Source organism: Enterobacter sp. 4974935, from assembly GCF_058661735.1.
The window spans coordinates 3,876,917-3,889,322 of the sequence record NZ_JBZWGT010000003.1 but is presented as its reverse complement, the minus strand read 5'-3'; the positions used below and the strand labels follow the sequence as shown (position 1 = coordinate 3,889,322).

At 57.0% G+C, this 12,406-nt stretch carries 9 protein-coding genes; 7 read left to right on the top strand and 2 right to left on the bottom strand.

Features of this window, described 5'->3' with window-relative positions:
* Nucleotides 1-31: 31 nt before the first annotated feature.
* Complete coding sequence (gene msrA, locus AC4OVS_RS19815) at nt 32-673, bottom strand: peptide-methionine (S)-S-oxide reductase MsrA (protein WP_108367490.1); 642 nt, start codon at nt 671-673, stop codon at nt 32-34.
* A gap of 224 nt (nt 674-897) precedes the next feature.
* On the opposite strand from msrA, the gene tamA reads away from it, so the two are divergent.
* Genes tamA through AC4OVS_RS19800 form a run of 3 tightly spaced genes read left to right on the top strand, consistent with a single transcriptional unit; the run spans nt 898 to nt 6,751 of the window.
* Nucleotides 898-2,631: an autotransporter assembly complex protein TamA gene (gene tamA / locus AC4OVS_RS19810; protein ID WP_022646850.1), complete on the top strand. Its 1,734-nt coding sequence runs from the start codon at nt 898-900 to the stop codon at nt 2,629-2,631.
* Nucleotides 2,628-6,404: an autotransporter assembly complex protein TamB gene (tamB, locus tag AC4OVS_RS19805; RefSeq protein WP_045307821.1), complete on the top strand. Its 3,777-nt coding sequence runs from the start codon at nt 2,628-2,630 to the stop codon at nt 6,402-6,404. Before tamA ends, tamB begins: the two co-directional genes overlap by 4 nt.
* A gap of 2 nt (nt 6,405-6,406) precedes the next feature.
* Complete coding sequence (locus AC4OVS_RS19800) at nt 6,407-6,751, top strand: gamma-glutamylcyclotransferase family protein (RefSeq protein ID WP_022646852.1); 345 nt, start codon at nt 6,407-6,409, stop codon at nt 6,749-6,751.
* A gap of 141 nt (nt 6,752-6,892) precedes the next feature.
* Here the strand turns inward: AC4OVS_RS19800 and ppa are convergent, their stop codons facing one another.
* Entirely contained in the window at nt 6,893-7,423 is a 531-nt protein-coding gene (gene ppa / locus AC4OVS_RS19795; protein WP_006810347.1) for an inorganic diphosphatase, read from the bottom strand.
* A gap of 309 nt (nt 7,424-7,732) precedes the next feature.
* On the opposite strand from ppa, the gene ytfQ reads away from it, so the two are divergent.
* The 4 genes from ytfQ (at nt 7,733) to yjfF (ending at nt 12,346) form a co-directional block, all read left to right on the top strand.
* The gene (ytfQ, locus tag AC4OVS_RS19790) at nt 7,733-8,689 is read left to right on the top strand and encodes a galactofuranose ABC transporter substrate-binding protein YtfQ (protein ID WP_022646853.1); all 957 of its coding nucleotides are present in this window, start codon (nt 7,733-7,735) and stop codon (nt 8,687-8,689) included.
* Between the two features lie 130 nt (nt 8,690-8,819).
* Nucleotides 8,820-10,322: a galactofuranose ABC transporter, ATP-binding protein YtfR gene (gene ytfR, locus AC4OVS_RS19785; protein WP_022646854.1), complete on the top strand. Its 1,503-nt coding sequence runs from the start codon at nt 8,820-8,822 to the stop codon at nt 10,320-10,322.
* Nucleotides 10,323-10,332: 10 nt separating this feature from the next.
* The gene (gene ytfT, locus AC4OVS_RS19780; protein WP_161177600.1) at nt 10,333-11,358 is read left to right on the top strand and encodes a galactofuranose ABC transporter, ATP-binding protein YtfT; all 1,026 of its coding nucleotides are present in this window, start codon (nt 10,333-10,335) and stop codon (nt 11,356-11,358) included.
* On the top strand, nt 11,345-12,346 hold the full coding sequence (gene yjfF / locus AC4OVS_RS19775; RefSeq protein WP_022646856.1) for a galactofuranose ABC transporter, permease protein YjfF: 1,002 nt from the start codon (nt 11,345-11,347) through the stop codon (nt 12,344-12,346). The genes ytfT and yjfF overlap by 14 nt, the downstream gene beginning before the upstream one ends.
* Nucleotides 12,347-12,406 lie beyond the last annotated feature (60 nt).

Genomic DNA, 12,406 nt, shown 5'->3' with positions numbered 1-12,406 from the left:
CCACGCGGCTCGCGTGGCGCTGATGTTGTAATCAGTCCTGCTGTGGAGGCAGACAGACGCCGATGCCGCCAATGCCGCAGTAGCCGTACGGATTTTTATGCAGGTACTGCTGGTGGTCGTCTTCGGCATAGTAGAACGGTTTCGCAGTAGCGATTTCCGTCGTGACCTGACGTTTATCACCGGCTGCCTGCATCGCTTCCTGGAAACTCGTCAGGCTGGCGTGGGCTGCAGCCTCCTGCTCAGGGGTGAGCGGATAGATGGCCGAGCGGTATTGGGTGCCGTGATCGTTACCCTGACGCATGCCCTGCGCCGGGTCATGGTTTTCCCAGAACACCTGGAGCAGCTGTTCATAGCTGATGACGCTCGGGTCATACACCACACGTACCGCTTCAGCATGACCGGTCTCACCGGAACAGACTTCGCGGTAGGTTGGGTTAGGCGTATATCCTCCGGTGTAGCCCGCAGCGGTGCTGTACACGCCCGGCAGTTGCCAGAACAGGCGTTCTACGCCCCAGAAGCAGCCCATGGCAAACAGGGCGATCTCCATTCCATCAGGAACGTTTGTCATTGAATGGTTGTTTACGGCGTGTAATGTCGCCACTGGCATAGGGGTGTTGCGTCCCGGTAACGCATCGGCTTGTGATACCAGATGCTTTTTATCAAATAAACTCACGGTGGGGCCTCCGGGGTAGCGTTGTTTCGGTTAAGGTTGTCACGAAGCGTTTAATTGAACACAATAAATGCGATGAATGAGTCTAGATTTAATCATAAGAAATATTTGGGTGTTAGGCCCTTTTTCAACCCGTAATTTGGGTTTTTGGCTTTCAGGCCGTATTTTGCCGCGGAGCGGCACTGCATTTGCTTCCAGGGTGGAAACAGGGATATTCAGGAGAAAACGTGACAAAGATCCGCCAGTTATGTTTAGTCAGTTTAATGCTGACAAGCGGGATTGCCAGCGCGGCGAATGTCCGTTTGCAGGTTGAGGGGTTATCCGGGGCGCTGGAAAAAAACGTGCGTGCGCAGCTTTCCACCATCCAGAGCGATGAAGTCACGCCGGATCGGCGTTTTCGCGCGCGCGTGGATGACGCCATTCGCGAAGGCTTAAAGGCGTTGGGGTACTACGAACCCACCATTGATTTCGATTTACGGCCGCCGCCGGCTAAAGGACGTCAGGTATTGATTGCCCGCGTCTCGCCGGGAGAACCCGTCCTGATTGGCGGCACGAACGTGGTGCTGCGCGGCGGTGCACGCACGGATCGTGACTACCTGGATCTGCTCAGCAACCGCCCGAAAGTGGGCACCGTGCTTAATCACGGGGATTACGATCGCTTTAAAAAATCCTTAACCAGCGTTTCGCTGCGCAAAGGCTACTTTGACAGCCAGTTCAACAAAAGCCAGCTGGGCGTTGCGCTTGAACGACGTCAGGCATTCTGGGATATCGATTACGACAGCGGCGAGCGCTATCGGTTTGGCGATGTAACCTTTGAAGGATCGCAAATCCGTGATGAGTATCTGCAAAACCTGGTGCCGTTCAAAAAGGGCGACTACTACCAGTCTAGCGACCTGGGCGAGCTGAACCGTCGTTTATCTGCCACCGGCTGGTTTAACTCCGTGGTGGTGGCACCGCAATTTGATAAATCCCGTAAAACGAAAGTGTTACCGCTGCATGGCGTGGTCTCACCGCGCACCGAGAACACCATTGAGACCGGTGTCGGCTACTCCACGGACGTCGGCCCGCGTGTGAAAGCCTCGTGGAAAAAACCGTGGATGAACTCCTACGGTCACAGCCTGACCACCAGCCTCAGCCTGTCTGCGCCTGAACAGCAGCTGGACTTCAGCTATAAAATGCCGCTGCTGAAAAATCCGCTTGAGCAATACTACCTCGTGCAGGGCGGCTTTAAGCGTACCGATTTGAACGATACCGAGCAGGATTCGACGACGCTTGCGGTATCACGCTTCTGGGATCTCTCCAGCGGCTGGCAGCGCGCCATTAACCTGCGCTGGAGCCTTGACCACTTTACTCAGGCAAACGTCACCAACACCACCATGCTGCTTTATCCGGGCGTGATGATCAGCCGTACCCGCTCGCGCGGTGGCCTGATGCCGACCTGGGGCGATTCTCAGCGCTACTCCATCGATTATTCCAACTCCGCCTGGGGCTCAGACGTGGATTTCTCCGTCGTGCAGGCGCAAAACGTCTGGATCCGTACCCTCTACGACAAGCACCGCTTTGTGGTTCGCGGCAACCTGGGCTGGATCGAAACCGGTGACTTCGAACGCGTTCCGCCAGATCTGCGTTTCTTCGCCGGGGGCGACCGCAGCATTCGCGGCTATAAGTACAAATCGATCTCACCTGAAAACGAGAAAGGCCAATTGACCGGGGCCTCTAAACTGGCGACCGGCTCGCTGGAGTATCAGTACAACGTCAGCGGCAAATGGTGGGGCGCCATGTTTGTCGACAGCGGCGAGGCGGTGAACGACATCCGCCGCAGCGATTTCAAAACCGGCGCGGGTGTGGGCGTGCGCTGGCAGTCACCGGTCGGGCCGATCAAGCTCGATTTCGCCGTTCCGGTGGGCGACAAAGAAGAACACGGTTTACAGTTTTACATCGGTCTGGGGCCTGAATTATGAGTTTATGGAAGAAGATAAGCCTCGGGGTGCTGATTTTTATCGTATTACTGCTCGGTACGGTGGCGTTTCTGGTGGGCACCACCACGGGTCTGCATCTGCTGTTTAACGCCGCGAACCGCTGGGTGCCAGGGCTGGAAATCGGCCAGGTGACGGGCGGCTGGCGCGATCTGCGCCTGAAGAATATTCGTTATGAACAGCCCGGCGTGGCGGTGAACGCGGGCGAATTTCATCTGGCGGTAAAGCTCGGCTGCCTGCGGGACAGCCAGCTTTGCGTAAACGATCTGTCGCTAAAAGATGTGAACGTGGCGATAGACTCCAAAAAAATGCCGAAGTCTGAGCCTGTCGAAGAAGAGGACAGCGGCCCGCTGAATCTCTCCACGCCGTACCCGATTGCGCTCTACCGGGTCGCGCTGGATAACGTCAATATCAAAATCGACGACACGACGGTATCCGTGATGGATTTCACCTCCGGTCTGCGCTGGCAGGAGAAAAACCTCACCCTGACCCCAACCTCCCTGCAAGGGCTGCTGATTGCGCTGCCGAAGGTGGCCGACGTGGCGCAGGAAGAGATCGTCGAGCCGAAGATCCAGAACCCGCAGCCGGAAGAAAAACCGCTGGGTGAAACGCTGAAAGATCTCTTCTCGAAACCGGTTCTGCCGGAGATGACCGACGTGCATCTGCCGCTGAACCTCAATATCGAAGAGTTTAAGGGCGAGCAGCTGCGTCTGACCGGCGATACCGATCTGACGGTCTTCAACATGCTGCTTAAAGTCAGCAGTATCGACGGCAACATGAAGCTCGACGCGCTGGATATCGATACCAACCAGGGGTCGGTAAATGCCTCAGGCAATGCGCTGCTGCGCGATAACTGGCCGGTAGATATTACCCTTAACAGCGCCCTGAACATCGATCCGCTGAAAGGCGAGAAGGTTAAGGTGAAAGTCGGCGGCGCGCTGCGCGAGAAGCTGGAGTTCGGCGTGAACCTCTCCGGCCCTGTGGATATGGTACTGCGCGGGCAAACCCAGCTGGCAGAGGCCGGTCTACCGCTCAACCTTGAGATTGTCAGCAAGCAGCTTTACTGGCCGTTCACCGGTGAAAAGCAGTTCCAGGCCGACGATCTAAAGCTGAAGCTGAGTGGCAAAATGACCGACTACACGCTGTCGTTCCGTACGGCAGTGAAGGGGCAGGGAGTACCGCCCGCCGATATTACTCTGGATGCGAAGGGTAACGAGTTGCAGGTTAACCTCGACAAGCTGACCGTGGCGGCGCTGGAAGGGAAAACCGAGCTGACCGCGCTGCTCGACTGGCAGCAGGCGATCAGCTGGCGCGGCGAGCTGAAGCTGACCGGGATCAACACCGCTAAAGAAGTCCCGGACTGGCCGTCAAAACTGAATGGTCTGATCAAAACCCGCGGTAGCCTGTACGGCGGCACCTGGCAGATGGACGTGCCGGAACTCAAGCTCACCGGTAATGTGAAGCAGAACAAAGTCAACGTAGAGGGCTCGCTTAAGGGCAACAGCTATCTCCAGTGGGTGATCCCGGGCCTGCACGTGGCGCTGGGCCGCAACACGGCAGATATCAAAGGCGAGCTGGGGGTGAAAGATCTCGATCTGGATGCCACCATCGACGCGCCAAATCTCGATAACGCCCTGCCGGGTCTTGGCGGGACGGCGAAGGGGTTAGTGAAGGTTCGCGGTACAGTGGAGGCGCCGCAGCTGCTGGCGGACATCACCGCCAATAACCTGCGCTGGCAGGAACTTTCCATTGCCCGCGTGCGCGTCGAAGGGGACGTGAAATCCACCGATCAGATCGGCGGAAACCTGGACCTGCGCGTGGAGCGTATCTCCCAGCCGGACGTGAACATCAGTCTGGTCACGCTGGCGGCAAAAGGTAACGAAAAGCAGCACGATCTCCAGCTGCGCGTGCAGGGCGAGCCGGTCTCCGGGCAGCTGCACCTGACGGGCAGTTTTGACCGCCAGGCAACGCGCTGGAAGGGCGTGCTGGATAACACCCGCTTCAGCACGCCGGTCGGCCCGCTGGTGCTGTCCCGATCCATCGCGCTGGACTACCGCAATGCGGAGCAAAAGATCAGCATTGGGCCACACTGCTGGACCAACCCGAATGCTGAGCTGTGCGTGCCGCAGACCATTGATGCGGGCGCGGAAGGACGCGCGCAGATCAACCTCAACCGTTTTGACCTGGCGATGCTGAAACCGTTTATGCCGGAAACCACCCAGGCCAGCGGGGTCTTCAGCGGTAAAGCGGACGTCGCGTGGGACACCACCAAAGAGGGACTGCCGCAGGGCAGCGTTACCCTCTCCGGGCGTAACGTGAAGGTGACGCAGGAGGTCAATGACGCGCCGCTGCCGGTGGCGTTCGACACCCTGAATGTGAACGCTGACCTGCGTAACAATCGTGCGGAACTGGGATGGCTTATTCGTCTGACCAACAACGGTCAGCTTGACGGACAGGTGCAAATTACCGATCCGCAAGGGCGGCGCAATCTCGGCGGCAACGTCAATATTCGCAACTTCAACCTGGCGATGGTGAATCCGATTTTCTCGCGGGGAGAAAAGGCGGCGGGGATGCTCAGCGCCAACCTGCGTCTGGCGGGGGATGCGCAAAGCCCACAGCTGTTTGGCCAGATGCGGTTAAACGGCGTGGACATTGACGGTAACTTTATGCCGTTCGATATGCAGCCAAGCCAGCTGACGATGAACTTTAACGGCCAAAGCTCAACCCTCAGTGGCTCAGTGCTGACACAGCAGGGACAAATCAACCTGACTGGTGACGCAGACTGGAGCCAGCTCGACAACTGGCGCGCCCGTATAGCGGCCAAGGGCAGCAGGGTGCGTATCACGGTACCGCCGATGGTGCGCCTGGACGTGTCGCCAGACGTAGTCTTTGAGGCAACGCCGAGTCTCTTCACCCTGGACGGCCGCGTCGACGTGCCCTGGGCGCGCATCGTGGTTCACGAAGTGCCGGAAAGCGCGGTTGGCGTCTCCAGTGATGAAGTTATGCTCAATGAAAATCTGAAACCTGTTGAACAGAAGAGCGCTGGCATACCGATCAATAGTAATCTTATTGTGCACGTGGGGAATAACGTGCGTTTGGACGCGTTTGGGCTGAAGGCGAGACTCACGGGTGACCTGAAGGTGGCGCAGGATCAACAGGGGCTTGGCCTCAATGGACAAATCAATATTCCTGAAGGGCGCTTCCATGCCTACGGTCAGGATTTGATTGTGCGTAAAGGTGAGCTGCTGTTCTCCGGCCCACCGGATCAGCCGGTACTCAATATCGAAGCGATCCGTAACCCGGAAGCCACCGAAGATGATGTGATTGCGGGCGTGCGCGTGACGGGCTCCGCCGATGAACCTAAGGCAGAGATCTTCTCTGACCCGGCCATGTCGCAGCAGGAAGCGCTCTCCTACCTGCTGCGCGGCCAGGGTCTGGATAGCCAACAGGGCGATGGTGCGGCAATGACATCGATGTTAGTCGGTCTGGGGGTTGCACAAAGTGGTCAGGTTGTGGGTAAAATCGGCGAGACGTTTGGCGTAAGCAATCTGGCGCTGGACACTCAGGGCGTGGGTGACTCTTCGCAGGTAGTGGTCAGCGGCTATGTACTGCCGGGTCTACAGGTAAAATATGGCGTGGGGATCTTTGACTCACTGGCTACACTCACGTTACGTTATCGCCTGATGCCTAAGCTATATCTGGAAGCAGTGTCCGGCGTAGACCAGGCACTTGATCTGCTCTATCAGTTTGAGTTTTAGCAATGCGAATATTTGTTTATGGCAGTTTACGAACCAAGCAAGGCAACAGCCACTGGATGACCAACGCCCAGTTGCTGGGAAATTACACAATCGAAAACTACCAGTTGTACAGTCTGGGCCACTATCCAGGCGCGGTTCCGGGGAACGGAACGGTACAGGGTGAGGTTTATCGTATTGATAATGCTACGTTGGCCGAACTTGATGCCTTGCGCACCAGGGGCGGTGAATACGCTCGCCAGTTGATCCAGACGCCTTACGGCAGTGCATGGATGTATGTGTACCAACGTTCGGTCAACGGGTTAACGCTGATTGAAAGCGGTAACTGGTTAGACAGAGACCAGTTCTGAAAAACGACAGCGCCACCGTAAGGTGGCGTTATCGTTTTGCGCCTCTTGCTGATTGTAGGCCCGTGCAAGCGTAGCGCCGCCGGGCGCATCGAAAGGCACAAAAAAGCCCCGACGCGCGGGGCTTAGTATCAGCAGTAAGAATTACTTCTTAGCAGCACGCTCGAAAGAGGCGATGATTTCTGCTTTCGCCGCTTCTGCGTTATCCCAGCCTTCAACTTTAACCCATTTGCCTTTTTCGAGATCTTTGTAGTGCTCGAAGAAGTGGGCGATCTGCGCTTTCAGCAGCTCTGGCAGGTCGTTCACATCTTTAATGTGATCGTACTCTTTGCTCAGCTTGGTGTGCGGTACGGCAACCAGTTTCGCATCTTCACCCGCTTCGTCAGTCATTTTCAGCACGCCAACAGGGCGGCAGCGAATGACGGAGCCTGGCTGCAATGGGTATGGCGTTGGGACCAGTACGTCAACCGGATCACCGTCCAGAGACAGAGTGTGGTTGATGTAGCCGTAGTTGCACGGATAGAACATGGCGGTAGACATGAAACGGTCAACGAACAGCGCACCGGTGTCTTTGTCGATTTCGTATTTGATTGGATCTGCGTTGGCCGGGATTTCGATCACAACGTAGATGTCTTCTGGCAGTTCTTTACCCGCAGGGACGTTGAGTAAGCTCATGTCGGTGTCCTTTAAAATGGATGGTAAACAAGTGGCAGGTATTATAGCCAACTGGCGCTGAAAGTCTTCGCCTGTTTTCGTCTTATCTCCCTCGCGCTTTCACTTTTCAGACCGTTTCCATGACAGGATAATCCATAAACTCAGCCGCATTTTAAATGTGGAAATGAAAGCGATTACAAACTTGTGATTAACGTTTTATTCACTTTTCTGAAGTGTGATGTAACGCAATCCGTAACATATTCCATTGGCTATAGTTCATCCGCAGAACATCTTTTAACCAACAATAACCTACCCTACGAGGACGTTCATATGTGGAAGCGCTTACTTCTTGTTACAGCAGTTTCGGCAGCCATGTCGTCTATGGCGATGGCCGCACCGTTAACCGTTGGATTTTCGCAGGTCGGATCTGAATCCGGCTGGCGCGCCGCTGAAACGAACGTGGCGAAAAGTGAGGCCGAAAAGCGCGGTATTACCCTGAAAATCGCCGATGGTCAGCAAAAGCAAGAGAATCAGATTAAAGCGGTGCGCTCTTTTATCGCTCAGGGCGTGGATGCCATCTTTATTGCCCCGGTTGTTGCCACGGGCTGGGAGCCGGTGCTGAAGGAAGCTAAAGAGGCTGAAATTCCTGTGTTCCTGCTCGACCGTTCCATCGACGTAAAAGACAAATCTCTCTATATGACCACCGTCACCGCCGATAACGTGCTGGAAGGCAAACTGATTGGTGACTGGCTGGTGAAGCAGGTGGATGGCAAGCCGTGTAACGTGGTTGAGTTGCAGGGCACCGTCGGGGCGAGCGTGGCTATCGACCGTAAGAAAGGTTTCGCGGAAGCCATCGCCAAAGCACCAAACATCAAGATCATCCGTTCTCAGTCCGGCGACTTCACCCGCAGCAAGGGTAAAGAGGTCATGGAAAGCTTCATCAAGGCAGAAAATAACGGCAAAAATATCTGCATGGTTTACGCCCACAACGACGACATGGTGATCGGCGCCATCCAGGCCATCAAAGAAGCGGGCCTGAAGCCGGGCAAAGATATTCTCACCGGCTCGATCGACGGCGTACCGGACATCTACAAAGCGATGATTGACGGCGAAGCGAACGCCAGCGTGGAGCTGACGCCGAACATGGCGGGCCCGGCATTCGATGCGCTGGAGAAATTCAAGAAAGACGGCACCCAGCCTGAGAAGTTGACCATCACCAAATCCACGCTCTACCTGCCGGACACGGCGAAAGAAGAGTTAGAGAAGAAGAAAAATATGGGCTACTAAGCTCAGCCCCCCTCACCCTAGCCCTCTCCCCGGAGGGGAGAGGGAAAAGGGCAGTTTGGGCAGAATATTAAAGACTGGCACGAATAATCCCCTCTCCCCTCCGGGGAGAGGGTCAGGGTGAGGGGAAACCATGACCACCGAACAACACCAGGAAATCCTCCGCACAGAGGGCCTGAGTAAATTTTTCCCTGGCGTTAAGGCGCTGGATAACGTTGATTTCAGCCTGCGGCGTGGGGAGATCATGGCGTTGCTCGGCGAAAACGGGGCGGGGAAGTCGACGCTGATTAAAACCCTGACCGGGGTCTATCACGCCGATCGCGGCGCTATCTGGCTGGAAGGTAATGCTATTTCGCCCAAAAACACCGCGCATGCGCAGCAACTGGGGATCGGCACGGTCTACCAGGAAGTGAACCTGCTGCCAAACATGTCGGTAGCGGATAACCTGTTTATTGGCCGCGAGCCCAGACGTTTTGGCCTGCTGCGCCGTAAAGAGATGGAAGCGCGCGCCGCGAAGCTGATGGAATCGTATGGCTTCTCTCTCGACGTGCGCGAACCGCTGAACCGTTTTTCCGTGGCGATGCAGCAGATCGTGGCGATCTGTCGCGCTATCGATCTCTCGGCGAAAGTGCTGATCCTTGATGAACCCACCGCCAGCCTCGATACCCAGGAAGTGGAGATGCTTTTTACCCTGATGCGCCAGCTGCGCGATCAGGGCGTGAGCCTTATCTTTGTTACGCACTTCCTCGATCAGGTTTACGAGGTGAGCGACCGTATTACGGTGCTGCGCAACGGCGGCTTTGTCGGCTGCCGGGAAACCCGCGAGCTGCCGCAGATTGAGCTGGTCAAAATGATGCTGGGCCGCGAGCTGGAGACCAACGCACTCCAGCGTGCGGGCCGCACGCTGCTGAGCGAAAAACCGATCGCCGCGTTTCACGATTACGGCAAAAAAGGGACCATCGCGCCGTTTAACCTCGAGGTACGCCCCGGTGAAATTGTGGGTCTGGCAGGGCTGTTAGGCTCCGGGCGCACCGAAACCGCCGAAGTGATCTTCGGGATCAAACCTGCCGACAGCGGAACGGCGCTGATCAAAGGCAAACCGCAAACGCTACGTTCACCGCATCAGGCGTCGTGCCTCGGCGTGGGCTTCTGCCCGGAGGACAGAAAAACGGACGGGATTATTGCCGCCGCCTCGGTGCGGGAAAACATCATTCTGGCGCTACAGGCCCAGCGCGGCTGGCTGCGTCCGATCCCTAAGCGCGAGCAGAACGCGATTGCCGAGCGCTTCATCCGCCAGCTCGGTATCCGTACCCCGAGCGCGGAACAGCCCATCGAGTTCCTTTCGGGCGGTAATCAGCAGAAGGTGTTGCTCTCGCGCTGGCTGCTGACCAAACCGCAGTTCCTGATCCTCGACGAGCCCACGCGCGGTATCGACGTGGGCGCGCATGCCGAAATCATCCGGCTTATCGAAACGCTGTGCGCCGACGGTCTGGCGCTGCTGGTGATCTCGTCTGAGCTGGAGGAGCTGGTTGGCTATGCCGATCGCGTCATCATCATGCGCGATCGCAGGCAGGTGGCAGAGATCCCGCTGGATAAACTGTCGGTTCCGGCGATCATGAATGCCATCGCGGCGTAAGGAGTCATATGTGATGTCCCGTTCTCTTTCGCAAACTGGCGAAGCGAAGCGCCGCTTCAGCTGGCCGACCGGCACGCCGCAAATCGTGGCGCTGCTGCTGGTGCTGCTGGTGGATAGCCTGGTGGCTCCGCATTTCTTCCAGATCGTCGTGCAGGATGGCCGCCTGTTTGGTAGCCCGATCGACATCTTAAACCGTGCCGCGCCCGTGGCGCTGCTGGCGATGGGTATGACGCTGGTCATTGCCACCGGCGGGATCGACCTCTCCGTCGGTGCGGTAATGGCGATTGCGGGCGCCACCGCCGCCTCGATGACCGTTGCCGGGCACAGCCTGCCGGTGGTTCTGCTGGCCGCGCTGGGCTCCGGTGTATTAGCCGGGCTGTGGAACGGCATTCTGGTCGCGGTGCTCAAGATCCAGCCGTTTGTCGCGACGTTGATTTTGATGGTGGCCGGGCGCGGTGTGGCGCAGCTTATCACCTCCGGTCAAATCGTCACCTTTACCTCCCCGAATCTTGCGTGGATTGGCAGCGGTAATTTTCTGTTCTTCCCGACCCCGGTGATCGTCGCGCTGGTGACGCTGGTGGTGTTCTGGCTTTTCACCCGCAAAACGGCGCTCGGGATGTTCATCGAAGCGGTGGGGATTAACATTCGGGCCGCGAAAAACGCCGGGGTAAATACACGGCTGATGGTGATGCTGACTTACGTGCTGAGCGGCGTCTGTGCTGCGATTGCCGGGGTGATTGTGGCGGCCGACATTCGCGGGGCGGATGCCAACAACGCCGGACTCTGGCTGGAGCTTGATGCGATCCTCGCGGTGGTTATCGGCGGTGGGTCGCTGATGGGCGGACGTTTTAATCTGCTGCTCTCGGTGGTGGGGGCGTTAATTATTCAGGGTATGAATACCGGTATTTTGCTCTCCGGGTTCCAGCCGGAGCTTAATCAGGTCGTCAAAGCGGTCGTGGTGCTTATCGTACTTATCGTGCAGTCGCCGCGCTTTATCACTCTCATTAAGGGGTTCCGCGGTCATGATAAAACGTAATTTGCCGTTAATGATCACGCTGGGCGTGTTCGTGCTGGGATACCTTTACTGCCTGACCCAGTTCCCGGGCTTCGCCTCCACGCGGGTGATTTGCAACATCCTGACCGACAACGCCTTTTTAGGCATTATCGCCGTCGGCATGACGTTTGTGATCCTCTCCGGCGGGATCGATCTCTCCGTTGGGTCGGTGATCGCCTTTACCGGCGTTTTCCTTGCCAAGGCGATTGGCTTTTGGGGTATTTCGCCGCTGCTGGCGTTTCCGCTGGTGCTGGTCATGGGCTGCGCGTTCGGCGCCTTTATGGGGCTTTTGATCGACGCGCTGAAAATACCGGCGTTTATCATCACCCTCGCCGGGATGTTCTTCCTGCGCGGCGTGAGCTATCTGGTGTCGGAGGAGTCAATTCCGATTAACCATCCGATCTACGACACGCTCTCCAGCCTGGCGTGGAAAATTCCCGGCGGAGGGCGCCTGAGCGCAATGGGGCTGCTGATGCTGGGCGTGGTGGTTATCGGGATCTTCCTCGCTCACCGTACCCGGTTTGGTAACCAGGTTTATGCCATTGGCGGCAGCGCCACGTCCGCGAACCTGATGGGGATTTCCACGCGCAGCACCACCATCCGCATCTATATGCTTTCGACCGGCCTTGCCACGCTCGCGGGGATTGTGTTTTCGGTATACACCCAGGCAGGCTATGCCCTGGCGGGGGTGGGCGTTGAGCTTGACGCCATTGCCTCGGTGGTGATTGGCGGTACGCTGCTCAGCGGCGGGGTAGGGACGGTGCTCGGTACGCTGTTTGGCGTGGCGATCCAGGGGCTGATTCAGACCTATATCAACTTCGACGGCACGCTCAGCTCCTGGTGGACCAAAATCGCCATCGGTATTCTGCTGTTTATTTTTATCGCGCTCCAGCGCGGCCTGACGGTGCTGTGGGAGAACCGCCAGAGCTCGCCTGTTACCCGTGTGAATACATCTTTAACAGGGCGATAACATGCTGAAATTGCTTAAACTCTAAACATTTTCCGGTAGCGGTCGATACTCTTTTTTTAT

Excerpts from the sequence above, each read along its gene's own strand:
- ytfR (WP_022646854.1), top strand. The coding sequence starts at position 8,820 with ATGACCACCGAACAACACCAGGAAATCCTCCGCACAGAGGGCCTGAGT.
- ppa (WP_006810347.1), bottom strand. The coding sequence starts at position 7,423 with ATGAGCTTACTCAACGTCCCTGCGGGTAAAGAACTGCCAGAAGACATC.
- yjfF (WP_022646856.1), top strand. The coding sequence starts at position 11,345 with ATGATAAAACGTAATTTGCCGTTAATGATCACGCTGGGCGTGTTCGTG.
- tamB (WP_045307821.1), top strand. The coding sequence starts at position 2,628 with ATGAGTTTATGGAAGAAGATAAGCCTCGGGGTGCTGATTTTTATCGTA.
- AC4OVS_RS19800 (WP_022646852.1), top strand. The coding sequence starts at position 6,407 with ATGCGAATATTTGTTTATGGCAGTTTACGAACCAAGCAAGGCAACAGC.
- ytfQ (WP_022646853.1), top strand. The coding sequence starts at position 7,733 with ATGTGGAAGCGCTTACTTCTTGTTACAGCAGTTTCGGCAGCCATGTCG.